Annotated in this window: 26 protein-coding genes and 1 pseudogene; 9 read left to right on the forward strand and 18 right to left on the reverse strand. The window is 62.4% G+C overall.

Going from position 1 to position 23,579, the window contains the following annotated elements; translation table 11 throughout:
• From RWT78_RS10830 to mftA, 8 genes and pseudogenes are all read right to left on the reverse strand, one after another.
• Positions 1 to 331: pseudogene (locus RWT78_RS10830) on the reverse strand (HNH endonuclease); the annotation flags it as partial.
• Between the two features lie 52 nt (positions 332 to 383).
• Positions 384 to 2,333 carry a mycofactocin system FadH/OYE family oxidoreductase 2 gene (locus RWT78_RS10835; RefSeq protein WP_314675577.1) on the reverse strand — a complete coding sequence of 650 codons (1,950 nt, stop codon included), beginning with the start codon at positions 2,331 to 2,333 and terminating at the stop codon, positions 384 to 386.
• Positions 2,333 to 3,160 (reverse strand): mycofactocin-coupled SDR family oxidoreductase, encoded by an 828-nt coding sequence (locus tag RWT78_RS10840; protein ID WP_314675578.1) that lies wholly within the window; start codon positions 3,158 to 3,160, stop codon positions 2,333 to 2,335. The genes RWT78_RS10835 and RWT78_RS10840 overlap by 1 nt, the downstream gene beginning before the upstream one ends.
• On the reverse strand, positions 3,157 to 5,088 hold the full coding sequence (locus tag RWT78_RS10845; protein ID WP_314675579.1) for a mycofactocin system FadH/OYE family oxidoreductase 1: 1,932 nt from the start codon (positions 5,086 to 5,088) through the stop codon (positions 3,157 to 3,159). The genes RWT78_RS10840 and RWT78_RS10845 overlap by 4 nt, the downstream gene beginning before the upstream one ends.
• A gap of 26 nt (positions 5,089 to 5,114) precedes the next feature.
• Complete coding sequence (mftD, locus tag RWT78_RS10850; protein WP_003942047.1) at positions 5,115 to 6,293, reverse strand: pre-mycofactocin synthase MftD; 1,179 nt, start codon at positions 6,291 to 6,293, stop codon at positions 5,115 to 5,117.
• 55 nt (positions 6,294 to 6,348) lie between these two features.
• Complete coding sequence (gene mftC / locus RWT78_RS10855) at positions 6,349 to 7,566, reverse strand: mycofactocin radical SAM maturase (protein ID WP_003942089.1); 1,218 nt, start codon at positions 7,564 to 7,566, stop codon at positions 6,349 to 6,351.
• Between the two features lie 76 nt (positions 7,567 to 7,642).
• Positions 7,643 to 7,930 (reverse strand): mycofactocin biosynthesis chaperone MftB, encoded by a 288-nt coding sequence (gene mftB, locus RWT78_RS10860; protein ID WP_007728309.1) that lies wholly within the window; start codon positions 7,928 to 7,930, stop codon positions 7,643 to 7,645.
• Complete coding sequence (gene mftA / locus RWT78_RS10865; protein ID WP_063836238.1) at positions 7,915 to 8,010, reverse strand: mycofactocin precursor MftA; 96 nt, start codon at positions 8,008 to 8,010, stop codon at positions 7,915 to 7,917. Before mftA ends, mftB begins: the two co-directional genes overlap by 16 nt.
• 150 nt (positions 8,011 to 8,160) lie before the next feature.
• Here mftA and mftR point away from each other — a divergent pair, with 150 nt between their 5' ends.
• The gene (gene mftR, locus RWT78_RS10870) at positions 8,161 to 8,760 is read left to right on the forward strand and encodes a mycofactocin system transcriptional regulator (protein ID WP_003941984.1); all 600 of its coding nucleotides are present in this window, start codon (positions 8,161 to 8,163) and stop codon (positions 8,758 to 8,760) included.
• Between the two features lie 29 nt (positions 8,761 to 8,789).
• Entirely contained in the window at positions 8,790 to 9,623 is an 834-nt protein-coding gene (mftM, locus tag RWT78_RS10875) for a mycofactocin oligosaccharide methyltransferase MftM (protein ID WP_003941886.1), read from the forward strand.
• Between the two features lie 6 nt (positions 9,624 to 9,629).
• On the opposite strand, the gene RWT78_RS10880 is transcribed toward mftM, so the two are convergent.
• Positions 9,630 to 9,833: a DUF4287 domain-containing protein gene (locus RWT78_RS10880; protein ID WP_003942010.1), complete on the reverse strand. Its 204-nt coding sequence runs from the start codon at positions 9,831 to 9,833 to the stop codon at positions 9,630 to 9,632.
• 141 nt (positions 9,834 to 9,974) lie between these two features.
• Between RWT78_RS10880 and RWT78_RS10885 the strand changes: the two genes are divergently transcribed.
• A complete protein-coding gene (locus RWT78_RS10885) occupies positions 9,975 to 10,187 on the forward strand; it encodes a molybdopterin-binding protein (protein ID WP_003942061.1) in 213 nt (70 codons plus the stop codon).
• A gap of 16 nt (positions 10,188 to 10,203) precedes the next feature.
• Here RWT78_RS10885 and RWT78_RS10890 read toward each other — a convergent pair whose 3' ends face one another.
• Entirely contained in the window at positions 10,204 to 10,629 is a 426-nt protein-coding gene (locus RWT78_RS10890) for a DUF6314 family protein (RefSeq protein WP_314675585.1), read from the reverse strand.
• A gap of 110 nt (positions 10,630 to 10,739) precedes the next feature.
• Here RWT78_RS10890 and RWT78_RS10895 point away from each other — a divergent pair, with 110 nt between their 5' ends.
• Complete coding sequence (locus tag RWT78_RS10895) at positions 10,740 to 11,216, forward strand: MaoC/PaaZ C-terminal domain-containing protein (protein WP_003942052.1); 477 nt, start codon at positions 10,740 to 10,742, stop codon at positions 11,214 to 11,216.
• A 233-nt stretch (positions 11,217 to 11,449) separates the two neighbouring features.
• A complete protein-coding gene (locus tag RWT78_RS10900) occupies positions 11,450 to 12,238 on the forward strand; it encodes a thioesterase family protein (RefSeq protein ID WP_314675587.1) in 789 nt (262 codons plus the stop codon).
• 11 nt (positions 12,239 to 12,249) lie between these two features.
• On the opposite strand, the gene RWT78_RS10905 is transcribed toward RWT78_RS10900, so the two are convergent.
• Positions 12,250 to 13,917 carry an anibiotic ABC transporter gene (locus tag RWT78_RS10905; RefSeq protein WP_314675589.1) on the reverse strand — a complete coding sequence of 556 codons (1,668 nt, stop codon included), beginning with the start codon at positions 13,915 to 13,917 and terminating at the stop codon, positions 12,250 to 12,252.
• Positions 13,914 to 14,849: an ABC transporter ATP-binding protein gene (locus RWT78_RS10910; protein WP_003942009.1), complete on the reverse strand. Its 936-nt coding sequence runs from the start codon at positions 14,847 to 14,849 to the stop codon at positions 13,914 to 13,916. Before RWT78_RS10910 ends, RWT78_RS10905 begins: the two co-directional genes overlap by 4 nt.
• Before the next feature lie 68 nt (positions 14,850 to 14,917).
• Between RWT78_RS10910 and RWT78_RS10915 the strand changes: the two genes are divergently transcribed.
• Both RWT78_RS10915 and RWT78_RS10920 read left to right on the forward strand, forming a co-directional pair.
• Entirely contained in the window at positions 14,918 to 15,412 is a 495-nt protein-coding gene (locus RWT78_RS10915) for a GbsR/MarR family transcriptional regulator (RefSeq protein ID WP_003941885.1), read from the forward strand.
• A gap of 83 nt (positions 15,413 to 15,495) precedes the next feature.
• The gene (locus RWT78_RS10920) at positions 15,496 to 16,035 is read left to right on the forward strand and encodes an RNA polymerase subunit sigma (RefSeq protein ID WP_042921062.1); all 540 of its coding nucleotides are present in this window, start codon (positions 15,496 to 15,498) and stop codon (positions 16,033 to 16,035) included.
• Here RWT78_RS10920 and RWT78_RS10925 read toward each other — a convergent pair.
• From RWT78_RS10925 to RWT78_RS10935, 3 genes are read right to left on the reverse strand one after another with little or no spacing between them, the layout of a single operon-like run.
• A complete protein-coding gene (locus tag RWT78_RS10925) occupies positions 16,032 to 16,715 on the reverse strand; it encodes a MadR family response regulator transcription factor (protein WP_003942005.1) in 684 nt (227 codons plus the stop codon). The genes RWT78_RS10920 and RWT78_RS10925 overlap by 4 nt on opposite strands.
• Positions 16,712 to 18,085 (reverse strand): MadS family sensor histidine kinase, encoded by a 1,374-nt coding sequence (locus RWT78_RS10930; protein ID WP_003941844.1) that lies wholly within the window; start codon positions 18,083 to 18,085, stop codon positions 16,712 to 16,714. The genes RWT78_RS10925 and RWT78_RS10930 overlap by 4 nt, the downstream gene beginning before the upstream one ends.
• Positions 18,086 to 18,143: 58 nt before the next feature.
• The gene (locus tag RWT78_RS10935) at positions 18,144 to 19,349 is read right to left on the reverse strand and encodes an iron-containing alcohol dehydrogenase (protein WP_003942060.1); all 1,206 of its coding nucleotides are present in this window, start codon (positions 19,347 to 19,349) and stop codon (positions 18,144 to 18,146) included.
• 435 nt (positions 19,350 to 19,784) lie between these two features.
• On the opposite strand from RWT78_RS10935, the gene RWT78_RS10940 reads away from it, so the two are divergent.
• Positions 19,785 to 20,147, forward strand: a complete 363-nt coding sequence (locus RWT78_RS10940; protein WP_314675594.1) for an RNHCP domain-containing protein — start codon at positions 19,785 to 19,787, stop codon at positions 20,145 to 20,147.
• A gap of 11 nt (positions 20,148 to 20,158) precedes the next feature.
• Positions 20,159 to 20,578: an RNHCP domain-containing protein gene (locus RWT78_RS10945; protein ID WP_037129880.1), complete on the forward strand. Its 420-nt coding sequence runs from the start codon at positions 20,159 to 20,161 to the stop codon at positions 20,576 to 20,578.
• Here RWT78_RS10945 and RWT78_RS10950 read toward each other — a convergent pair.
• From RWT78_RS10950 to RWT78_RS10960, 3 genes are read right to left on the reverse strand one after another with little or no spacing between them, the layout of a single operon-like run.
• On the reverse strand, positions 20,567 to 20,914 hold the full coding sequence (locus RWT78_RS10950) for a hypothetical protein (RefSeq protein ID WP_003942036.1): 348 nt from the start codon (positions 20,912 to 20,914) through the stop codon (positions 20,567 to 20,569). The genes RWT78_RS10945 and RWT78_RS10950 overlap by 12 nt on opposite strands.
• Positions 20,915 to 20,970: 56 nt before the next feature.
• Positions 20,971 to 22,494 (reverse strand): MadC family VWA domain-containing protein, encoded by a 1,524-nt coding sequence (locus RWT78_RS10955; protein WP_314675597.1) that lies wholly within the window; start codon positions 22,492 to 22,494, stop codon positions 20,971 to 20,973.
• Positions 22,491 to 23,573, reverse strand: a complete 1,083-nt coding sequence (locus RWT78_RS10960) for a MadB family AAA-type ATPase (protein ID WP_054187807.1) — start codon at positions 23,571 to 23,573, stop codon at positions 22,491 to 22,493. The genes RWT78_RS10955 and RWT78_RS10960 overlap by 4 nt, the downstream gene beginning before the upstream one ends.
• Positions 23,574 to 23,579 lie beyond the last annotated feature (6 nt).

Genomic DNA, 23,579 nt, shown 5'->3' on the forward strand with positions numbered 1-23,579 from the left:
TCTTCGGCGGATGCTGACAAAACGACGCCACCTGCCGCGCCTTCAACGCATCCACGTCACCACGATGAAACGCATCCGCGACAACAGGTTCGAGCATCAACAACCGCGCCAACCCGACCAACAGACTGCACTCACCGATCTCCAAATTCGTCGAACCATGCAACCACTGCGCGATCGCCCGAAAACCCTTCCCACCGAGAACCTCCCGGGAAAACATCTCCACGATCAACAACACCAACCGCGACTGCAACTCGTGCCGGACACGCACCAGATCCAGAACCTCACTCTTGAGGTCCTCACCATCCAGCTGCCACGCATCCCGACTGTCCATGCTCAAAGTTTAATCGAACATACTTTCGAGAACCAGAGACAAAACGGACGACTTATATCGCCAACGCGGCCCGATGCCCCTCGATGACGGCCGCGTGCGAACGCCTCGGAGACAAGGCGTCACCGATGCGAAATTTCTCGAAACAGCTTCCCTGCAGGGTGTTCCACAACTCGTCGACAGGTTCCTGCTGTGTCGCGAAGACCACCCAGTCGACTGCAACTTCCTCGGTCACACCCGTCGGAAGGTGAACCAAGCTCGCGAGCGGCGAGGCCCCAGCGCTCACCGAAGTCACCATCAGATCTGTCCGTTGACCGATCGACTTCTCGAACGCTCGGCGGTTCCACCCCTCGAAATCCAGGGTGATGCTCAGGTCCTGCGCGACCACCATGCCGTTGGTCGCGATCGTGACGGCACAGCCTCGATCAGCGAGGAACTCCGCCACCGACGTACCTTGATGGAATCCCAGTTCGTCGTAGACGAGCACCGTTCCACTCGGCAGAATCTTGCCGTCGAGAACGTCTCGAACACCCACCACACGCTCTGATCCACCCGCCCACGCTGGGCGTAAAGGCCGCGCTCCGGTTGCAATCACGACCACCTCGGGCGCGCGCTCCTCCACGATCGCGAGATCAGCTCCAGCATCCAACTCGATCGTCACACCGCTTCGGCGACACTCAGATTCGAGATTCCGGACGAGGTCGGCGAGCTCACGGCGAGCCGGTACCACCGAGGCGGTAAGAATCTGTCCCCCAAGTCTTCGTTCACGCTCGAACAGCGTCACCGCATGACCTCGCTGGGCCGCTGTAGCCGCAGCTTGCAGGCCGGCCGGGCCGCCACCGACCACCACCACCGTGCGGCCCCGTCGCCGCGGCATCGGCAGCGGTACCGATTCCCGACCGGCGCGCGGATTTTCGGTGCACCCCAACCAACGTCCCAGACCCATCCGCCCGACGCATTCCTGGTTGCAGGACAGGCAGGTTCGCACCTGTACCGATCGACCAGCACGCGCCTTGTTCACAAAATCCGGATCGGCGATCTGCCCGCGAACTACTCCCACCAGATCGCATACACCGTCCTCGAGTGCGGCTTCGGCTTGCTCCGGCGTCTTGAAACGGCCCACTCCGACGACTGGAAGATCGACGACCTCCCTGATCGCAGACGGGACGAAGTTGGCGTAGCCGGTGGGTACAGCCATCGATGCTTCGACCAGATGCAGTGTTTCCGTGGCCATTCCGACGGTGGTGTTGATGTAGTCGACGTGACCGTCAGCTTCGATCAGTTGAGCGGTGGCTACTGCGTCGGACAGTTCGATGCCACCCCGCGTTCCTTCGTATCCACTCAGGCGCACACCGAGGACACGATCCGGGCCGATGGCCTTACGCAGTACCCCGAGCACTTCGAGAAGGAACCGTGCACGATGTGCCACGCCCCCGCCGTAGCGATCGGTGCGCACGTTGGTCGAGGGGGCGAGAAACGCGCGCACTATGGACGACTGCGACGCCTGCAATTCCACCCCGTCGAAGCCACCGGCGACGCAATTGCGGGCAACAAGGGCGAACCCTGCGAGAATCTCGGCGATGTCCGCGTCGTCGACAGCTTTGGGCACCTCGCGGAACAACGGATCGGCGACGGCGCTCGGCGCCAACAGCGGCGATCGCGAATAGGTTCCAGCGCCCTGGCCCCCATTGTGGTTGATCTGCGCGAGAATCGACGAACCATGTGCATGAACGGCGTCGGTGATCCGCCGGTATCCCTCGATCGCTTCGGGCCGATAGCCCGCAATCATCTTCTCGTACGGTCGATCCGAAGGATGCGTCGAGTGTTCCTCGGTGATGATCAGACCCGCACCGCCGCGGGCCCGCGCCTCGTAGTAGCTCGCGTGCTGCTCCGTCGGCAACCCGTTCTCCGCGTAGTTGGTCAGGTGCGCGGAGAACACGACCCGATTGCGGAGTGTCAGGTTGCCCAGGCGCAATGGCGCGAAGAGGCGCGGGTACGGCGTCATCAGACCTTGGAGTTTCCTTGATCGAGCGCGATATGACTTGCCGTGACGGTGCGGGAACCGTCACCGGCGAGCCACAGGACGGTATCGGCGATCTCGTCAGGTTCGGCGAAAGCGATGTCCGAGAGGATCGGAGTGAAGTTGGGAAGGTACTGCGGAAACTTTGCAAATACCTCGAGAGCGCCCTGGTCGACCCCCATCGGCGTATTCACTCCGTAAGGATGGATCGAATTGACCCTGATCTTGTACTCCCCCAGTTCCTTTGCCGCGGCCTGCGTCAGACCGACGAGACCGAACTTGGCGCTCGCGTAGTGCGCCTGTCCGGGCAGCGCCTTGAGTCCGGCCACCGAACTGACCACGATGATCGATCCACCGCGCCCACCCTCGATGATCGCCGGCACCGAGGCCTTGAGGGTCTTCCAGACTCCGGTCAGGTTGATGTCGATCAGGGTTTCCCACTGCTCGTCCGACATTTCCCAGAATCGATTCCAGTTGCAGACCCCGGCGTTGGCGACCACGATGTCGAGACGTCCGAACTGTTCGACGCCGTCCTTGACCACCGCGGTGAGCGCTGCGCCGTCACGGACATCGACCTCGCGGGCGAGGATCTTCCCGCCCTCCGCTTCCACCAGACGTATCGTCTCGGCAAAGTCCTCGGAAGTTGCTGCGTCGTAGGAATTGTCCGACGCCACCGACGCGCATACGTCGACCGCGATGGTCGCTGCTCCCTCGCGCGCCATCTTGACCGCGTGCGCACGTCCTTGACCGCGCGCTGCGCCGGTGATGAAAGCAACGCGACCTTCGAGCGAACGAACTGAACCCTGTGTCATGAGATAACCCTCTCTGCAGAATTGAAACTCGTTCTAGTAGTAAACCCTGCAAAGCGCCCTTCGCGGATGGATTCGAGAACAGTTCTCGGGGCAACCGAGTCGCCCACCTGAATGTCGGCCTCTTCCTTCAGCGTTTCGTTCGGCAGACGAGGCGAGCAGTCGATCACCACTTCGCACTCGAGCTGTGACCGCTCGCCGGTATGGACGTGTTCGACGCAGACGGCCCCTCGAGCGATTTCGGTGACACGTGACGCGAGCACCCTGGTGACCCCGGCCTGCTGGATGCGCGTGTTGGCACCGACCAGATCCCCACTCGCACCGAGCCTCGAACCGACAATGGTGTCGGGAGTCACAATCGAGACGGAGATGCCATGGGCCGCGAGTGCTTCTGCGAGCGCCACCGCGATCGGTCCACCGAGGGGATCGATCAGCGCGACCGGACCCGGCCCCACGGTGCTCAACTTCTCGAAGGCTTCCGACGCATCCAACCACCGAACCGAATCGTCGACCGGATACGTCGGCGGCCTCGCAGCACTACCGGTGGCAACGACAACAAACTCGCCCCGGCTGCGTGCGTCACCCAGGTCTTGGGCGTCGAGCGCCGCCCCGGTCCGCATCGTCACGCCGCTACGACGGCATTCGTCCTCCAACCACTGCGCGAGGAGTGCGAACCGGCTACGGCCGTCACCTCGCGCAAAAGTTCGGATCATGCCGCCGAACTGCGATGAACTCTCGACGAGTGTGACCGAGTGCCCCGCCACCGCCGAGATCCGTGCGGCTTCCATCCCAGCGGGGCCGCCCCCCACGACCAGCACGGCTCCCGGTGTCGAAATCTGCTCTCGCTCATCGGGGTCCACCGTCTCGAAACCCGCGCTCGGATTCCCGACGCACGTCACGACAGGATTGCGAGGATCACGCACGAGGCACGTCTGATTGCAGAGCACACACGGCCGGGGACGATCGCCGCGCGCGGCTTTCACGACCAGGTCCGGGTCTGCGATCTGGGCCCGGGTCATCTCGACGAACTCACCTACTTCCAGCGCCGCGTGAGCGTCGGCGATGTCCACGACGCTCCCCTGCACGACAACAGGAATCGACAGAGCGGCCTTGATCTCACGGCACAGATCGAGGTTGAAGTTCGGCGGGCAGTGAAAATCGGGGCGGTACCGGTCAGACGAATAGAGTCCGCCACGAACGACGACAAGGAGATCGAGGAACGGAGACACTTCACGCGCGATACCGATGGCAAGATCGGGCGTCAGGCCCGCCCATGGAGCTTCCTCGTCACAGGACAACCGCAGGGATACAACGTGATCCGACCCGACTTCCTCGCGCACTGCCGAGATGACCTCGCGAACAAGAGCAACGCGATCGCTACCGTATCGGTCTTGCCGAGTGTTGGTCAGACCCGAAAGGAATTGTCGCAGAATGCTTCGAGGACCGGCATCGAGTTCCACTCCGTCCATTCCCGAAGCGACGGCCAGCGCCGACGCCTCACGGAAGCCGGCTATCAACTGGTCGATTTCCGCCTGCCCCATTGCCATCGGCAACTCACGCGTCACCGGGTCGGCCACTCTGGACGGTCCCCACAGCACCGACTGGGAGTATGCGCTCGATCCCTGCATCCCGGTATGACCGAGCCCGGCCAGAACCAGCGTTCCGTACGGAGCACATGCAGCCGCGATCGACTGCCACCCCGGGCCACATTGCGACGCCAACGGCGCCCGCTCGTACGGCCAGTCGTTCTCCGATACCGAGGCCACTTCGGTGACGACGATCCCGGTTCCGCCCTCGGCGCGGCGCTGGTAGTACGCACGGTGCCGATCGGAAAGCGAGCGTCCCACAGCAAGATTGGTCTCGTGCGGACCGAAAACAACCCTGGACCGGACGAGGCGTCCGGCCAGGGTCGTGTGTTCGTCGAGTGTCAACTCACAGCTCTATCGGAGCCGTAATCTCAGCTGGCACCCAATGTGCGTGTGAAGCCTTCCGGAATCACCAGGTCCGCCGGGCTCAGTTCGGTGATGGACGAGTGGCCGAGGCCCATCAGCCCCGAGTCGATGCCCATCCGCATGAGGTCGAGCACGTTCTCGACACCGGCCTGGCCGTTGGCCGAGAGGCCCCACAGGTAGGCGCGCCCGAGCATGACGGCCTTGGCTCCGAGTGCGAGCGCCTTGACGACGTCGCCGCCGCGTCGAATGCCGCCGTCGAGAACAACTTCCACCTGATCGCCCACGGCCTCGGCAATGCCCGGGAGCACACGGATCGGCGCCGGGGTGCCGTCGAGGTTGTTACCACCGTGGTTGGAGACCGAGATAGCGGAGACACCGGCGTCGACAGCTCGCTTGGCGTCGTCGATGCGCATGATGCCCTTGAGCATGAACGGTCCACCCCACTGCTCACGAAGCCAGGCGATGTCTTCCCACGTCGGAAGCGGAGTCTGCATCCACTCGCCGTATGCGCCGAAGAACGTCGGTGCAGGCTGGCCGGGAGCCGCGAGGTTGGGGGTGGTCAGGTCCGGGATCTTGCCGGTCTTGGCGAACTCGAGCAACCACTTCGGGCGCATGATTCCCTCGGGTGCGAACTGGAACATCGCCTTGAGGTCCATCTTTTCGGGGATGGACGGGCTGCCCCAGTCGCGACCGTACGAGAAGGACCAGTCGGTGGTGATGATCAGGCCCTTGGCACCGGCAGCGCGAGCGCGCTCCATACGCTGCAGGAGCACGTCGCGGCTACCGACCCAATACATCTGGAAGAAGACCTGCGGGTTGGCCGCGGCAACTTCTTCGATGGACTTGCTGGCAAAAGAACTCAGTCCGATGGCTGTTCCCCGTGCTGCAGCCGCACGGGCTACCGCTACTTCACCGTCGGGGTGCACTGCCTGCACACCGGTCGGTGAAATCATGACGGGCAACGAAATGTCCTGGCCCATAATGGTGGTGGACATCTCGCGCTTGTCCGACAGCCCGGCAGCGTGGGGAGCGAAACCCAATTCGCTGAATGCCGCGACGTTGTCGTCGACCGTCAGCCCTTTCTCGGATCCCGCTACCAACGCCGCGTACACGGACTTGGGCAACCTCTTCTTCGCACGGCGCTGTGCTTCTGCCACCGTCTCGAAGAAAGCATTCTTAGCCATTGAACTGACCTCTCTGGGGTGCAGCTTTCGCCGCACTGTCGGTATCGCGCAGTAGTTACTGCATTCCCGCAAGCGGGTTTTCGTCACAAATCTTGGCGGGCGGACGCATCATCAGTGTCAGTGGCACCGATGCGCGTGGGGTCTTACGTTGACCGGAACGGGAGTGGTCGACACTGGACTTCGGGACCTCGCCCGCCGACGCCAGTGCCATTTCACCGTTACCGATGACGCACTCGGGGTCAGGTCCGTCCATCGGCAGTCCGGTGAAGAACTTGGCCGCCATGCAGCCGCCGCGGCAGGAGTCGTAGTGGTTGCACTTGCTGCAGGCGCCACCGGTTTGGGGCGAGCGCAGCTCCTCGAACAGGTCCGAGTGCTGCCAGACTTCCTGGAATCCACCGTCTTTCACGATGTTTCCGGCGAGGAACTGCTCGTGAATCGCGAAGGGGCATGCGTACACGTCACCGACCGGGTCGATCAGGCACACGACGCGGCCCGCACCACAGAGATTGAGACCGGGCAGTGCATCGCCGAAGGCGGAGAGGTGGAAGAACGAGTCGCCCGTCAGGACGCCTTCGCCATTGGCGACCAGCCAGTTGTAGAGCTCACGCTGCTGCTCCGGACGCGGGTGCAGGTCGTCCCACACGTCGGCGCCGCGGCCCGAAGGACGCAATCGAGTGATGCGCAGGGTCGCGTCGTACTTGTCCGCGAGAGCCTTGAACTCGTCGAGCTGACTGACGTTGTGCCGCGTGACGACCACCGAAATCTTGGCGTCCTTGAAGCCGGCTTCCTTCAGGTTCGCGAGAGCGCGCTCGGCCATCGCGAACGAACCAGGCCCGCGCACAGCGTCATTGACCTCAGCGGTGGCACCGTCGATGGAAATCTGCACGTCGACGTAGTCACTGGCTGCGAGGCGCGCCGCGACCTTCTTGTCGATCTTCACGCCGTTGGTGGAGAACTTCACACCAACCTGGTGGTCGGTCGCGTAGTCGACGAGCTCCCAGAAGTCGGAGCGTACCGTCGGCTCGCCGCCACCGATGTTGACGTAGAAAACCTGCATACGCTGCAGCTCGTCGATGATGGACTTGCACTGTTCGGTGCTCAGCTCGTTGGGGTCACGACGACCCGACGACGAAAGGCAGTGCACGCAGGACAGGTTGCAGGCGTAGGTGAGTTCCCACGTCAGGCAGATGGGGGCGTCGAGTCCGAGTTCGAACTGATCGACGAGGCGACCCACCTTGGCGGGCGGGGAGGGCTGTTCAAGAACTGAGGTCATGGCTGTGTCCTCGCGAAGAAATGAAGCGGGCGAACGTGCGGAAGGGCTGTTCCGCACGTGGGGGCGAGCGTCTGGCTCAGACAGGCACGATCATGTGCGAGTCGGCGAGAGTGCTCAGCGCGCGGGCATATTGGGGAGCCGCGTCATCTTCGATGCCTTGCGCACGTAGTGCGGACCGGACATCAGGATGGTCTGGCAACGCCTTGACCACCGCAACGATGGTCGTGTTCTTCAGGAACGACAGCTTGCGTGTTCCGAAGTGGTAGAGCAACGCCCCGAAAGGTTCGGGGCGAAGCGCTACCTGCGGGTGGAGTTTCCACCCCGCATCGAGATCCAAAGCAGACACGGTCAGTACACGCCGCACATGCCGTCGATGGAAACTTCCTCCACGAGGGACTCCTCGACGAGGTCGTTCTCGAGCGCCTTGTTGTCACGATCTGACATGGATTCCTCCTGCGGTCGCACTCCGTCTGGAAGTCTGTAGATCAGACTTCCAACCTGGGAGTTGGTGGTCACTAGTGGGACTTCACTGTGACTCGGTTCACCACTGTAATGGCATCGAGTGCAGAATGACACACATGGAGCGAAAAAAGTATGCGTAGCCGCAAGAAACCGTCCGCTCGGATAGGTCGTCGCCCCTCCACAACGAAGGAGGGAATCAGCACGATCGGGATCGAACTGTTCTCGACAGTCGGCTTCAACGAGGTGAGCGTCGACCAGATAGCCGACGCCGCCGGCATCGCGCGTCGGACTTTCTTTCGCTACTTCCCGTCCAAGAACGCCGTTCCCTGGGGAGACTTCGACGGACATCTCGACGAGATGCGCGAGCACCTGGATTCACTGCCCGCTGATATTCCGTTGGTCGACGCACTCGAATCCGCATTGTTGACGTTCAACACCTTCCCACCGGAAGAGACTGCGGTACATCGCAAACGGATGGAATTGATCCTCGAAGTTCCGACGCTTCAGGCATACTCTGTGGTGATGTACGAAGGTTGGCGGCAGGTGGTCGCCGACTACGTCGCACGCCGAATGAATCTCGAGCCGAGCGATCACGGCCCACGCACGGTCGGCTATCTTCTGCTCGGGGTCGCGATGTCGGCGTACGAGCAGTGGCTCACCGACGATTCACTCGAGCTACCGGAACTCTTGAAAACAGGTACGCAGTCCTTGCGGACCGGTATCAGCACCTGAGAAAGCATCACCACCCGAGAAAGGCGATCATGTCCACCATCACGAACGAACCCGTCCTGGATTCCCTGGCGCCGTCGACGCCGGGCTTGTGGTCGTTCGGGCATGTCACCGTCGAACGCGTCGAGTCCGGTCCGATCTCGCTCGATCGCCGAGGCGGTCGCCTCCACGTCAGGCACTCCCTCACTCCCGCCGATCTGAGTGAGCGACTCGTCGCCGGAGTCACCTCGTCGATCCAGGACGCGGAGTTCGGTCAGGACGAATTCGAGTTGACGATGGTCGGCCTGGTTCGCTCCACCGTGGACGGCGTTCTCGAATCCTGGACCACCTACTACCGGAACTCCCTTGCCGAACTACTGGACGGCACTGCAGATTTCGCGCCGATTCACGACAAAGCCGAAGAGCTGGTCCGCGGTTCCGTGCTCGATCTGGGTTCCTGCTTCGGTTTCCTGCCCCTGCGGCTCGCGCGCGCCGGAATGGACGTGACCGCCACGGACATCCTGCCCGGAACGATGATCCTGCTCGACGCGGTTGCCCCCGAACTCGGCATCACGATCGACACGGTGATCTGCGACGCGGGTGAAGTACCGGCACCGGACAACAGCGCCGACACCGTCACCGCGATTCATCTCCTCGAACACGTCGACGACGCAGTCGGCGAGGCCGTGATCGCGCAAGCACTCCGGATCGCGCGTCAACGGGTCGTCATTGCCGTCCCCTTCGAAGACGAAGCCACCGCGTGCCACGGCCACATCCGCACTTTCGATCTCGAGTCACTGCGTGCGGTCGGCCGGCAGAGCCGTGTGCCGTTCGAGGTATTCGAGCATCACGGCGGCTGGTTGGTGCTGGACGCTTCGGCCGCCTGAAAAAAACTACCCTTCTTTCAGCGTATGGGCGACAAGCGCATTCGCGTGCCCATGACCCATACCGTGCTCCGACTTCAACCAGTTGACCAATTCCATGTGCTTCGTGAGGTCTGAGCTTCTGATCAGCTCTTGCCATTCACCGATCGGCCGACCGTACTTCTTCTCGATCGACGGAAAATACGACGCCGGGCCTTTCGCGGGTTCAGTCATGACCGGAATCTACCTCCACCGCCCGACAATATTCGCGCACCGGCGGCGCCCGCATGTCCGCACCTGCGGAATCGCTGGGTAGATACGCGACCATCGCATTATGGTCGAAGAACACCCACCCGAGAGCACAGGAGTTCAGCGATGCGACTGTCCACACGAAATCAACTCACCGGCACCATCACCGAGGTCAACCTCGGCACCGTCATGGCGACGGTCAAGGTGAAGTTGGACGGCGGGAATCAGATTGTGACCTCGTCGATCACCCGCGATGCCGCACTGGATCTCGATCTTGAACCAGGCCAAGCCGCAACGGTATTCGTGAAGTCCACCGAGGTGACGATCGGCGTCGAGTAACTGGCGAGCGATGTGATCAGGGCCGGATGAGATGCGTGGTCATCGTGTAGTCCTTGCTCGGCCCCGTCACGGTCCAGACGACAGTCCAGGTCGATCGATCTCCAGCAGTGACGTCGATTCGCCCGCGGTAGGTATCCGCACCGCACAGGTGCTCGACTTCCTCCCCCGGCGCCCAGTCGTGGAACTCTCTGCCGTCTTCGAATGTCACGGCCCACTCGAGGCCGCGCTCGGCAATGAACAGAGTTCGGAACACGGGTAATTCCAGGTCGCCGTCACGCAGCGTGCCGCTCTCGTACCAGCGCATCCGACCGTCACCGGCGTCGGAGATAGTGGTCTCGCCGAATACATGCTTGGTGGAACCGGAAAGGCGGTCGACGATGTCCCGCTCGAAGTGCCACTTTCCTACCAGCGCCCTCGGCTCGATTTTCGCGTCGTCGACCATGTGGCGATTCTAGTGACCCTGCATTGCCCGACGACACCGGAGACCGACTCGAACACACTGCGAGAGTATGTTCCGAGCACACCCGGAACACGCAGGAGATTTTCACAACCATGAACGATTCGGCCGCCCTTCACAAACGCGCAGTGTTCGCCGAGGATCTCGAGATCGGCCAAGTGATCCCATTGGGTTCGTATTCGGTGACCGAAGAGGAAATCGTCGAGTTCGCAACTCAGTGGGATCCCCAGTGGTTTCACGTCGACAAGGAAGCCGCCGAGTCCGGCGTCTTCGGCGGGTTGATCGCCAGCGGGCTGCACACCCTGTCGATCTGCCAGAAGTTGGTGGTCGCCAGTCTCTACGACCAGTGGAACGTGATCGCCGGGAAAACCATGCGCGACGTGAGCTTCCTCCGTCCACTTCGCCCCGGTGACACCCTGAGCGGAAAGGTCACCGTCGACAACGTCGTGTTCGACAATCGCGCGCGAGGATTGGTGACCATCACAGCGAAATTGGTCGATGCACACGGCAATCGCGTTCTCGACGTGGTCACTGACGCGTACCTGCACTGCCGCTCGACTCGCGCGCAGTGAATTATCGGTAAATTTCGCACCACATTGTCCGAATTGCCGTACTTTCAGTGACGTTGCGACGCAACAATACCCATCCCTGCAATCAGGAGTTCCTCACACATGAGCAGCCTCGGCGAGATCAATCCTCTCGGCATTCTTCAGATCCTCATCTACATGCTCTTCGGTGGATCGTCCAGCACTCCCGAATAGACCCTAGCTTGCCATAGCCATAGTCAGCATCTAGGGTGCTGACTATGGCAATTACTAGTCAGGTATCAGTGGCGGCCGCGCCGTCGACCGACGCAGCGCGTCATCACACCGAATTCGACTCCAGTTGGCGGAGTTTCGACGGCATCCAGGGCGGACTCGCAATTGCACGGATGCTGCGAGTGGCGGCCGACGCGTCCGGAGCCGAACCGCTGGCAGTCACGGCGCACCTGGACCGCCCTGTTCCTCCTGGGCCGGCCGGGTTGACTGTCGGCGAGATGCGGGGCGGGCGGACCGTCAGTTGCCACGTCACGCTGACCGGTTCGGGATCCGCTCTCGTTCGGTTGGCCCGCGACATAGGAGCTACAACAATGTCCGCCCCTGTCGCCGAACCGGCTCCGGCCGACCCGTCAACCCTGCCGCCGCTGGAGATCCCGGTGGATTTTGTGCCGTTCGCCCAGCACCTCGACATCCGGCCGATCAATTCCGCGAGGCCGTTCGCCGGTGGCGACTCCCCTGAATTCGACGTTTGGATCCGCCTGCTCACAGACCTCGATTTCACGGCCCAAGAGCGTGCCGCGGTCCTTCTCGACGCGCTTCCGCCCGGACTGTTCGCGACACTGACGATGCCCGTGGCCATACCGACCATCGAGTTCACCGCGCATTTCACCCCGGAGTACCTCACGGCAGATCCCCGAACACTGTCACCGTGGTATCGCCTACGCCACGGGACTGCCTGGGCGACGGACACTCTCTGTGTTGACGAATCCGAACTATTCGACTCGACCGGACGACTTGCTGCTCGAGCTCGCCAGCTTCGTCGAATTCTTAGTTGAGTTCAGCTCTCCTACACCTGGAGGTCGCGACGACGGAACGTAACAAGCGATGCTGTCGAAAGCACCACTGCCACAACGATCATTGTCAGCAGTGGCAGAACTGTCACCGGCTCGGCAGGGGCACCCGGCACGTGGGTGAAGGGCGACAGATCCAGCACTACCTGCGGAAGCTTCAGCAACGTGCCGAGTTGCCCGAGCACGATGCATGCCGCCAAGATTCCCCAGGAGAGCGCCGACGCGTACGTCGGAAACAGTCCGAAAGCCAACGACACCAACCCCATGACTACGAGCACCGCAGGCAGATAGGCCAACGCGGCGCCAGTCATACGAAGTGTGTTGCCGCCGATGTCGTCCGTGACGAGCCCGAAGGCAAAACCGGTGAAGGCACCCATCAAGACGTGCGCGAGGATCACGCCGCCCACAACCACACCCAGGTGGGAAAGCATCCACCTCCACCGCGACAAAGACGTTGCCAGCAACGGTTCGAGCCGTCCCGATGTTTCCTCGCCCCGCATCCGGAGAAGACTCTGGACCGAATACGCCGCGATGACTATCGACGTGAGCCCCAGAGCAGTGGCCAAGTAGGAATCCACCAGATCCGATCCGCCGCCAAGTTTCTCGAACATCTCCGCGGTCTGCTGCGACGATCCCACCATCGCGTCGATCTCGTTGCCCACAGCGCCGTACGCGAACCCGAGTATGACAACGGCAAAGATCCACCAGAACATCGTCATTCGCTGCATGCGCCACGCCAGGCCCCAAGCCGACGGTAGCCACGATGCCGCGACTGGCGGGCCGGGTCGGGGCTGAACGAGTCCCGCTCCCTGATCGCGATGGCCGATGAGAACAAAAGCCACCACCACGTGCACAGCCGCGAATCCGATCAGCAACAACAGGATCCACCAGGCGTCGTCGTCGAAAGGTCTGATCTGTTGTGCCCATCCGATCGGCGAGAGCCACGACAACCAACCGCTCACAACGCGAGTTCCGTCGTCGACGACCGTACTGTTCACGTCGCCGATCGCGCGCAGCATGAAGGCAACGCCGATCGCGGCACCCGCCAGGCCGTTGGCCGTACGAGCACCGTCGGTGATCTGCGCCGTCACGGCTGCCACTCCGGCAAACGCGATTCCGGTCCCACCTATCGAGGCGCCCAACGCGAACGAACCGACGACAGGCAAACCGACGGCGATCGATCCCAGTGCAATTCCCAGTGCCAGAACGACGTTCGCACCGACCGTTACGATCAGTGCGGAGGTCAGGAGCGCTCGTCTACCTACCACCGCTGCACCGATCATCTCGGCTCGGCCGGTCTCCTCGTTCTGTCGCGTATGGCGAACCACCGCGAGGGTGCTCATCAATGCGGCCACCAACGCGAACACGAGCACCGACTGACTGGCGACTATCGCGCCCTGCGAATCACCGGACACGATCCCGTTGGTCGCCAGCGCGACCGGCGATACCGCGGAACTGACTGCGATGTTTCGTAATTCCTCGGGTGTCGAGTACAGCCCGGTCACACTGGCGACAACCAGCAGCATGAACAAGACGATGGAGATAACCCACACGGAGAGCTGAATTCGGTCCCGCCGCAAAGCCAGCCGAACCAGTCGGCGTGTGCCGGTGAATTGACTTGCCGAGGCCGATACCGGTGAAGCGGCCTCGACAACAACGGTCATGGCCGTACTCCGGTCTCGGCTCGCAGGTGTACCGAAGTCTCCCTGGCCCGTTCGTCACCGTAGTGCCGCAAGAAAAGTTCTTCGAGAGTCGGCGGAGTGGAAGTGAGCGCCACGATTCCGAATCCGACCAAGTACGTCATGAGTGGTCCGAGTTGCGCGCTGTCGACTTCGCAGGTGACGTGGTTACCGTCGATCACCGCGTCGTGGACACCGCCGAGTCCGTCGAGTCCACCGATCGGACGCTGCGTCTCCGCCGCGACGGACGTGCGCGTGAGATGCCTGAGTTCGGACAGTGTTCCCTCTTCCACCGTTCGCCCGTCGCGGATGATGCTCACGCGATCGCACAGCGCTTCGACCTCGGCGAGGATATGGCTCGACAGCAGTACCGTCTTTCCGGCGTGAGCCACCTCCTCGACGCAGTCCTGGAATACCGCCTCCATCAACGGGTCGAGCCCCGATGTGGGTTCGTCGAGGACGTACAGGTCGACGTCGGACGAGAACGCGGCCACGAGTGCAACCTTCTGCCGGTTACCTTTCGAGTACGTGCGCGCCTTCTTGGTCGGGTCCAATTCGAAGCGATCGAGCAACTCGCTGCGGCGTTTTCGGTCCAGGCCACCGCGCAGGCCCGCCAACAGATCGATAGCCTCACCGCCGGTGAGGTTGGGCCACAGATTCACGTCGCCAGGCACATAGGCGAGACGTCGATGCAAAGTAACAGCGTCTCGCCACGGATCGCCGCCGAGAACGGTTGCGTCTCCGGAGTCCGAGCGGAGCAGGCCGAGGAGCACCCGAATAGTGGTGGACTTTCCGGAACCGTTCGGCCCCAGGAATCCGTGCACTTCACCCGTCGAGACGTCGAGGTCGAGGCCGTCCAGCGCGCGGGTGGTACCGAAGGTCTTGACGAGGCTTTTTACTGAAATTGCCGCACCCATGAATTTGACCGTACGCCGATTTCACAAATGTGTGAAGATAGAAAAGACGGAAAGATCGAAGGGTTCCGATGACCGACACCAGCCACACCGTTGCACCGGACGAGAGCCGACACTATGTCGAGCGACTCTCACTCGTACTGAGCGACATGGGTTTTCCGCCGATGCCCGCCCGCATCTGGGCCGCGTTGATGACCAGCGAGACACCCTCGTCCACGCCAGGAGATCTCGGATCTCGGTTGGGAGTGAGCCCCGCCGCCATTTCCGGAGCCGTCAGATACCTCCAGCAAGTCGGATTGATCGAGCGTGTGGCCGTCCCCGGATCGCGGCGTCAGCACTACTGCGTCAGCGTCGACATGTGGGCCGACGCGTTTGTCACGAAACAGTCCTCGCTCTACCAGGTCTCGGCAGTTGCGGACGAGGGCATACGAGTCCTCGGTGAAGGAACCACAGCCGGCGATCGAATGGCAGATCTGCGCGACTTCTTCGACTTCATGGCCGCGGAAATGCCGCGAATGCTCGCGGACTGGCGCTCCCGGCGAAAAGACCGGACACCTGGCAGGTAGCTTCAGGTTTACCCGCAATTTCGGCGGGGTACCTCAATTCTCGTTCCAGCATGGTCAGGTGCGGTGTAATCGAGGAGTTGCTGATGAAGCTGTCGATCAGGGGCGCGAACACTTCACCGACTCCACCCTTCGCGCGTACCGCTTCACCCGAAACCTGTGAACGATCGATTTCCCTGAATCGCACCGCCGCCGAGGCATTCGCCGGTGATCACCATGCACTGTCGAAACTACTGGCCCGGTTGCACCCTCGCGTCGTTCTCTACTATCGCGCCAGACTCCTCGGGACGCCCGTCGCGACGTTCGCCGACGATCTCGCCCACCAATGCACCCTGGACGTCGTCACACGAATGTCCGACACGATCTCGGCCGACACACGCATCGAGACCTTCGCGTACGAGTTGGCCTCTCGACGAATTGCGTCAATTCCCCAGTCACGCAACATCGACGGACAATTCAAACGCCCGCGTCGCCTGACCGACGACCAACGTGAGGTTCTGGTACTACGAATCGCAGTGGGTCTGACTGCCGAGATGACCGCGTCGACTCTGCGCACAACTCGTTCGAGCGTGCTCCTCGTACAGCATCAAGCGCTGCGCGCCTGGACGGTCTCCGAGCGGAGCTAGATCAGACCTTGCTTACTCGCGGCGTAGACGGCCTCTGCTCGACGGCTCACCTCGAGTTTGCGCATGATGTTGCTGACGTGAAACTTGACGGTGGTCGGTGAGATGAACAATCTCTCACCGATCTTGATGTTGGACAAGCCGTTTGCGAGGAGTCTGAGCACTTCGAGTTCGCGATCGGTCAATCGTTCTTTCGACGACGACTGCCCGTTGAGCGATCGCACGACAGCTGACGCGCTGCGCGAATCGAACGCACTCTCACCCCGCGAGACCGCCCTGATCGCACGCACCAATTCGGTGGTGTCGACGTCTTTGACGACATAGCCGCGAGCACCCGCGTGCACCGCTCGCACCACCAGTTGATCGTCGAGAAACGTGGTGAGAACCAACAGTCCGAGGCCGGGATGCGCCGAGGACAGCTGGCCACACAGGGTCAGTCCCTCGTAGTCGGAACTGGCGGAGAGTTTGAGATCCATCAGGACGATGTCCGGGCCGACCTTGTCGACCACGGCGAGTGCCTCGGCGAGGGACGACGCCTCCCCCACGATCTCGAGATCGCTTTCGCGCTCGAGAACCGAGCGGAGCCCTTGCCGCAGAATTGCATGGTCGTCGACCAGGACGATTCGAACCAATCCCTGAACCGGCGATGCTCCGCGGGTGATGACGGGACGCGCAGTGGTCATGATTCCTCGCTCTCGATTTCAGTTGTGGAGCAAAGGTTTTCCATGCCCGAGTCGAACGGCAGTGGTAGTCGCACGAGAATCTGAATCCCACCGATCCGCGCGCGCCGTACTTCGAGCGCACCACCCAACTCGAGTGTTCGCGCCTGCATGTTCGCGAGACCGCGATGGCGGCCGTCGACGTCGTTGGTGGCTGCGAGTTTGAGGATCAGACGCATTCGCGCAGGGTCGCCGTCACCGTCGTCGGAGACCGACAGCAACACGGAGTCCGCCCGATAGGTCAGACGTAGCACCGCCCGATTCGCGTGAGCATGGACCGCTGCATTGAAAAGCGCTTCCCCAGCGATCCGGAGAAGAGCGTGTTCGGCATCGCCCGGAAGTTCGGTCGGGGTACCGCCGACGCGAACGCTGACCGCCAACTCGTCCGGCATGTGAACCACGCCGAGCTGCTCGAGCATCTCGGGCAACGACGTCCGGTCCGCGTCCGAGGAATGATTGAGCGCGTAGATCGCCGAACGAAGCTGCTCGACCGCCCTCCTGGTCAAATCCTTTGCCAAGTCCAGTCTTTCACTGCGTTCAGCCTCCGGGATGTCGCTCCGGCAGACCTCGATCTGCATGCCCGCCGACAACACCGCCTGTGTCACACTGTCGTGCAGTTCGCGGGCGATCCGGTGACGTTCGTCGTCGACCACTTGGTGCCGGTGCGCCACTCCGAGTTGACGCTGAGTGGACTCCAATTCGCTGTTGCGCACCGCAAGGTCGGCTGCAGTACGATTGGCCTCCGCATACGCATCTTCGGCACGCTCGAGCAGTAGTTGTCCGCGCTGATAGAGCGCCGAATTCTGCAGAGCCACAGCAGTCTGGCTGGCCAGAATGCTGAGCACGGCTCCGTCCGTCGTGTCGAGGGTTCGGTTGGCCGGCGTCCAGGCTGCAAAGGCACCTACCACGCCGCCACCGAGCACGATCGGCACAAACGCGTAGTGCGCGTCGATCACCGAGTTGGATTCGATTCTCCCGTACCGGATGTCGTCGAGGCATTCGACGACATCCTCCGGAAGTGGCGGTCCCTCGACGTTGTCGACCAGAAAAGGGGTGGCGTCCGGGCCGAGAACCAGTCGCCGCGGTCCGGCGTCGGGCAATGTTCCGTCAGCCAAGGCGAAGACAATCCAGTTGGCACTCAGATGCGCACGGGCAGCTTCCGCGACCGCGCAGACGAGGGTTTCCGGCCCCTCGACGGTGCGCACCAAAGCCCGCGAGATCAACTCCAAGGCATGCACGACGCGTTCGAGGCGCTCGGCCGCACCGCGATACTGCGGGTAGAACGAACTCTTACCCGATCGTAATCCGGTGAGCCGGGACAGGTCCGCGGTCATCGCCTGCACCAATTCACAGCGTCCCTCTTCACAGCGTCCATCTTCACAGCGTCCATCTTCACAAGGCACCTCGGAACAACGCCACCATCTGTTCCTGCGTCGCTTCCCTGGGATTGGTGGACATGCAGGCGTCGAGCAACGCGAAGCTGGCGAGCCTACTCAGGTCTTCCTCGCGAACACCCAACTCCCCCAGCCCCTTCGGCACACCGACCTCCCGGGCGAGACGCTCGACCCGGTCGGCCACCGCCAGCGCTGCTTCCTCCGGGGTGCCGCGTTGCTCGGGAAGACTCAGTGCCGCAGCGATGGCGACAAAGGGGGCGGCGTCCGTGGTGGAATTGAACCGGATGACGTGGGGCAAGAGAATTCCGTTGATGACGCCGTGCGGAAGGTCGAGCATGCCGCCCACCTGATGGCTCATGGCGTGCGCGGCTCCGAGTATCGCGTTGGTGAACGCCAACCCGGCCTCGAGGCTCGCCTGCGCCATCACCGATCGAGCTTCCATCTCCATCGGGTCCTGGATCGTGTGCACCAGATTCTCGGTCACGAGGCCGACCGCGCGGAGCGCGTGATGATCGGTCAACGGATTGTGCGCCAGTGAGACGAAGGCTTCGATTCCGTGCGTCAATGCGTCCAATCCTGTTGCCGCATTGAGCCACTCGGGCATCGTCGTGAGCAACCGCGGATCGATGACCGTCACATCTGGCACCAGCGCCCGGCCGATGATGGTGATCTTGGTGCCGCGGGTCGTGTCCGTGACGATGCAGAACTGCGACACGTCCGCGCCCGTGCCGGACGTGGTGGGAACCATCACCAACGGCGGGATCGGTTTGGTCGCCTGATCTACCCCCTCGTAGTCGAGTATGTTGCCACCGTTGGCAGCGAGGACGGCTACACCCTTAGCCGCGTCGATGACGGAACCGCCGCCGAGCGCGATGATGACGTCACACTCACCTTCCTGGTACACCTCGAAACCGGCCGCGATCTCGAAGTCCTTGGGATTGGGCGTCAGCCCTGACCACACCGTCGCCGTCAATCCCTGCTCCGTGAGATGGTCTTCGAGTTCGCTGACCCATCCCGCGTCGATCAGACCGGGATCGGTGACCAGGAATGGTCGGAACCCGCCGAACCTCAGAGTCGCGTGTGCTGCCTCGACCAGGGAACCGATACCGAAGACGATCTCGGGGGCGTGAAATTTGACCAGTCGAGCAGCAGTGCCGCGGCGATGAACACCGTGGTTCACAGCATCCGGGTATGCCACGGACACGACCCCACTCTCCTCTCGCTGCTCTGAGATCTCCGGTCGGGATTTCGCATCCGTCGCTCTCAGCGCATCAACTCCCACGTGCACAAACTGGTGTGATCCACCTTACAATCGCTGGCCCCGAGCCTACGCGGACAGCAGTCGGGGCACACCCACCGAAGGAGAGGCGCTTACCTACCCGTTCGGGCAGGTAAGGCGTCTCGGGAAAATGAATGGCGCGGCGAGAAGGTCCCGCTGTACTTTCGGTTGCGGCCAGAGTGGCCCGTAGAACCGATTCAGAAGGTGTTTATGACCCAGCCCGCGCCGAGCGCGCCTCCCGCCCCTGCACTGCCGGCAACCTCGAGGGTCACATGCTGATCCTCCAAACGTCGGACTGACAGCCGCGAGGCCCCCTCGGCCTGCTCCTACTGCTTTGTTCACTCAGCTAGGAGTTCTCCAGTGCCTCAATCACACAATTCCATCTCGAAAACCGACACCTTCTCGTGCATTCAGTGCGGACTCACAGTCATGACCTACGGCCCCGATGGTGATCGCCGAAACCACTGCCCCAGTTGCCTGCATTCCCGACACCTGTTCGACCAGGTGGAAGGTGGACCGTCGGACTGCGGAATGCGGATGGCTCCCATTTCGATCGCAGTACTGCGCAGTGGCGATTGGATGATCATCCACCGCTGCGCACAGTGCCTCGAGCTCACCTCCAACCCCGTCAGCCGAGACGACAACCAGTTGTTGTTGATGAGAATGGCAGTGCGGCCGCTCGCGCAACCGCCCTTCCCGCTCGAAGCCTTCGGCGAATTGTGAGGGGGAATCAGATGCCACGTAGGAATCCCAGCACCCGCCCGCGGCGGGCACCGCAACGGGCCAAGCACGTACTGCACGGAATCGGCGGAGAACAAGGATCGAGCTTCCGTTGTCTCACATGCCGTTTGGACATCTCCACTGCGGCGCCGGGTACCGCTCATCGGAACCACTGCCCGAACTGTCTGGCCAGCCGCCACGTGGACGGTCGCGTTCCGGGCGACCGAGCACAACAGTGCCGAGGTGCCATGGCGGCGCTCTGCCTGTCGGTCCGGCAAGACGGTGAATGGATGCTCGTTCACCAGTGTGTCGAGTGCAATACGTTGAAAGTCAACAGGATTGCCGGCGACGACAACGTCTTGGTCTTGCTGCGCTTGGCGCTACGTCCGTTGGCAGACCCTCGCCTGCGCTCGCGCGCGTTGCTAGCGCTCTGATGATTCGTCCGGTGCAATCGTGCGGTTCTGCGCACGATTACACCGGACGAACACCACGAACACGATCCCGGCGAGCAAGCCGACCGCCGTCGGTCCGAGGACCAGTCCCGAGTACAGCCACGGGGCAGGTTCTGCCGGAAAGATGTCCATGAATATGGGTCCGGTGTATGTCGGTTCGGAAAACGGCTCCCGATAGGATCCTCCGGTGAGAATGTGCGGTGACGCCAACGACTTCCACCACCACTGAAACACGCCGAGCGCCACAACCCCACACACGGCGCCGAGCACTGTCAGCGCCGCGATCGGTCGCCAGATCGATCCCCTGATTTCGGACATGAGATCAAACTAGTTCACGACAGATCGCGCAGTGGCATCGGTGAAGTGCACTGACATCAGCGAAGTGCGTGCCCCAGCTCGGCGGCCTTTGCCATCAGTTGCGCGGCATCTCGGGCAACAACAACCTCGTCGCAGATCTCCGAATACTCCGGCATCGCGCACGATGCCTGGTTCCAGTAACGCTGCGGTTCAGGCGTGATCCATGCCAGACGGTGGACCTTTCGGCGGAGTTCCTCGAGCTTGTCCGCCTGCGGGGGCAACCCGTTGCACCGACCGTCGCCCACGATGATGACAGACGTCCGTGAGTTCAAGGTGTTTCCGTGCTCGTCCAACAATTCTGTGAGCACCCGCCCGTAATCGCTGCTGGCTTCCAGATCCAGACCCGGGTGCGCGAGTACCGCGGCCAGTGCGCCGTCACCACTACTGGCGAGAAGGGTGTCGGTCACGTCGACCGGACGATCGACGAAGGCGAGGACTTCACAACGATCTGCCCGGCGATGCATTGCCTGAGCCAAGCGCAGAGTGAACGCGGTGATGGGGCGCACGGACAGCGACACGTCGGCGATGAGAAGTAGTCGAACACGATCGGGGCGAGGAGCTTTCACGACAAGATGGAAGGGTATCCCGTCGGTGCGCAGGCTCGAACGCACCGTGCGCCGCATGTCGAGATGCCCACGAGAGCGCTCACGGGGCCGAGGTCTGGACGGTCCTCTCATTCGCCGAAGCACTTCGTGGCACGCGAGTTCGATGTCGTTGTGCGTTGCGCCCGCGGCAGATTCACTGTCGGGCGCATCGGGAGCGGTTTCGGCGAGTGCAGCGGCCGAGAGTGCTTGCACGAACGCTTCGACCGCCTCGACGAGCCGGTTCAATTGTGCTTGCGTCAACGGCCCGTCGTCGGAGACATCTGCATACGCTTTGCTCGGGTCGTAGGCATCCAACCAGGCGAGGATCGACGTCGGATCGTCCCATGACAACGAGCCGATCACTGCTGCAGCAACACTGGTGCTCAGGTCACCGACCACCGCCGATGCTGCACGGTCCACGTCGACCGTGTAACTGACTCCGCGTCGACCGGTCTCCGAACCGGTATCGACCGACAGTTCCGCATCGCTCGACGTCATCGACACATCGTCGTCGTCCTTGTGCGGGTTGAAGCCCTTCTCCGCTTCCGGAGTGTCGAAGTAGTCGCCGACCTCGGCCGCACGCTCGTTGTACTCGGCGTACCGACCAACTTCTTGATCCTCGTCGATCCCCAGCGCGGTAGGTAGACCGTCCGCCACCTCGGCGCGCGAACCCATCCGCTCGCCGTGCGCTTTGCCTGCGGCAGGCCGGAACAGCGCGTCGAACGCCCGATCGAAACCGGCCTGCTCGTGAGAGTACTTGGCGCACACTGCCCGAAGACATGCTCGCAACGTCTCACGATCCGAAGCGCCGACCATCGCGAGAACACGCCGAACTTCGATGACCTCGGCCGGTGACGCGGAAACTCCGGCCGCCCTCAGCAATCGGCCGAAACTCGCGGACACCACGTCGAGAACAAACGACGGTTGCCACACAGCAAGGCCACCGAGCGTCGTCATCGCGTCGAACGGATTCCGCTGCCGCCGCGGATTCCCTGTTGATGTGGGTCACGCCCACCCGTGCCCCGGAACACGGCCGTCGTCGTGTTGGCGGGTTTGCTTGCCACCGTGGACCGCTCGATCGGCTCGCCGCCGTCACGCGACGGTGATTCGAGACGCTTTCCGTCGAATCGTTCCTTGGCCAGCGTCACATCGGACGAGTACTTGAGCAACGCCGTGAGCAGGATGTCGCGCACCTTGGCGTCGGAAGCGGTGTCGAATCCGCCGGCCGCGAGCACTGTTGCCGCCCTGGCCGCGTCGATGACCTCCGAGATGGACGGACTCTTGCGCAGCGGGAGGTCACGCAGGATGCGAGCCAATTCGACGACCTCGGTGGCCGTAGCCGAATCCACCTCCGGCGCTCGGGCCGTGACGATCTCGCGTTCACGCTCCGACGTCGGATAGCCGAGATGGTAATGCAGACATCGACGCTTGAGTGCGGGCGAGAGCTCGCGGGTGTCGTTGGACGTCAGAATGACCCAGGGCTGCGAGCGGGCAACGAACGTACCGACCTCGGGAATGGTGACCTGCTGTTCGGCGAGAATCTCCAGGAGCAGTGCTTCCATCGACTCCTCGGTGCGGTCCACCTCGTCGACCAGAAGTACTACCGGATCGGGTGAGAGGATTGCTTCGAGCAGCGGCCGTACGGACAGGAAGTTCTCGGAGTACAAACCGAAATCCTGATCGGCCAGAAACTTGGACGCTTCGGCGACGCTGTCGAATTCGGAAACCTGATCGCTGATCCGGTCGCGGAGCATCTGCACGTGCAGGAGTTGCTTCGCGTAGTCCCATTCGTACAGGGCGCGATTGTCGTCCAGCCCTTCGTAGCACTGCAATCGCACCAGTTTGCGGCCGCCGATCGCAGCCAGAGACTTCGCCAGTTCCGTCTTGCCGACACCGGCCGGACCTTCGAGCAGGAGCGGACGCCCCAGCGCCGTCGCCAGATGAACGACTACCGCGAACTCGTCATCGGCAATGTAGTCCTGCTCTCGCAGAGCATCTTTCACTTCGATTCCGCTGGAGAAACTGCGACCGGACATGGAATA

The organism is uncultured Rhodococcus sp., from assembly GCF_963525155.1.
In the GTDB taxonomy this organism is placed as follows: domain Bacteria; phylum Actinomycetota; class Actinomycetes; order Mycobacteriales; family Mycobacteriaceae; genus Rhodococcus_F; species Rhodococcus_F qingshengii.

What these genes read in the sequence shown, in the direction of transcription:
- RWT78_RS10835 (WP_314675577.1), bottom strand. Translation starts at nt 2,333, where the DNA reads ATGACGCCGTACCCGCGCCTCTTCGCGCCATTGCGCCTGGGCAACCTG.
- RWT78_RS10840 (WP_314675578.1), bottom strand. Translation starts at nt 3,160, where the DNA reads ATGACACAGGGTTCAGTTCGTTCGCTCGAAGGTCGCGTTGCTTTCATC.
- mftD (WP_003942047.1), bottom strand. Translation starts at nt 6,293, where the DNA reads ATGGCTAAGAATGCTTTCTTCGAGACGGTGGCAGAAGCACAGCGCCGT.
- mftC (WP_003942089.1), bottom strand. Translation starts at nt 7,566, where the DNA reads ATGACCTCAGTTCTTGAACAGCCCTCCCCGCCCGCCAAGGTGGGTCGC.
- mftA (WP_063836238.1), bottom strand. Translation starts at nt 8,010, where the DNA reads ATGTCAGATCGTGACAACAAGGCGCTCGAGAACGACCTCGTCGAGGAG.
- mftR (WP_003941984.1), top strand. Translation starts at nt 8,161, where the DNA reads ATGCGTAGCCGCAAGAAACCGTCCGCTCGGATAGGTCGTCGCCCCTCC.
- mftM (WP_003941886.1), top strand. Translation starts at nt 8,790, where the DNA reads ATGTCCACCATCACGAACGAACCCGTCCTGGATTCCCTGGCGCCGTCG.
- RWT78_RS10880 (WP_003942010.1), bottom strand. Translation starts at nt 9,833, where the DNA reads ATGACTGAACCCGCGAAAGGCCCGGCGTCGTATTTTCCGTCGATCGAG.
- RWT78_RS10885 (WP_003942061.1), top strand. Translation starts at nt 9,975, where the DNA reads ATGCGACTGTCCACACGAAATCAACTCACCGGCACCATCACCGAGGTC.
- RWT78_RS10890 (WP_314675585.1), bottom strand. Translation starts at nt 10,629, where the DNA reads ATGGTCGACGACGCGAAAATCGAGCCGAGGGCGCTGGTAGGAAAGTGG.
- RWT78_RS10895 (WP_003942052.1), top strand. Translation starts at nt 10,740, where the DNA reads ATGAACGATTCGGCCGCCCTTCACAAACGCGCAGTGTTCGCCGAGGAT.
- RWT78_RS10900 (WP_314675587.1), top strand. Translation starts at nt 11,450, where the DNA reads ATGGCAATTACTAGTCAGGTATCAGTGGCGGCCGCGCCGTCGACCGAC.
- RWT78_RS10905 (WP_314675589.1), bottom strand. Translation starts at nt 13,917, where the DNA reads ATGACCGTTGTTGTCGAGGCCGCTTCACCGGTATCGGCCTCGGCAAGT.
- RWT78_RS10910 (WP_003942009.1), bottom strand. Translation starts at nt 14,849, where the DNA reads ATGGGTGCGGCAATTTCAGTAAAAAGCCTCGTCAAGACCTTCGGTACC.
- RWT78_RS10915 (WP_003941885.1), top strand. Translation starts at nt 14,918, where the DNA reads ATGACCGACACCAGCCACACCGTTGCACCGGACGAGAGCCGACACTAT.
- RWT78_RS10920 (WP_042921062.1), top strand. Translation starts at nt 15,496, where the DNA reads ATGAAGCTGTCGATCAGGGGCGCGAACACTTCACCGACTCCACCCTTC.
- RWT78_RS10925 (WP_003942005.1), bottom strand. Translation starts at nt 16,715, where the DNA reads ATGACCACTGCGCGTCCCGTCATCACCCGCGGAGCATCGCCGGTTCAG.
- RWT78_RS10930 (WP_003941844.1), bottom strand. Translation starts at nt 18,085, where the DNA reads ATGACCGCGGACCTGTCCCGGCTCACCGGATTACGATCGGGTAAGAGT.
- RWT78_RS10945 (WP_037129880.1), top strand. Translation starts at nt 20,159, where the DNA reads ATGCCACGTAGGAATCCCAGCACCCGCCCGCGGCGGGCACCGCAACGG.
- RWT78_RS10950 (WP_003942036.1), bottom strand. Translation starts at nt 20,914, where the DNA reads ATGTCCGAAATCAGGGGATCGATCTGGCGACCGATCGCGGCGCTGACA.
- RWT78_RS10955 (WP_314675597.1), bottom strand. Translation starts at nt 22,494, where the DNA reads ATGACGACGCTCGGTGGCCTTGCTGTGTGGCAACCGTCGTTTGTTCTC.
- RWT78_RS10960 (WP_054187807.1), bottom strand. Translation starts at nt 23,573, where the DNA reads ATGTCCGGTCGCAGTTTCTCCAGCGGAATCGAAGTGAAAGATGCTCTG.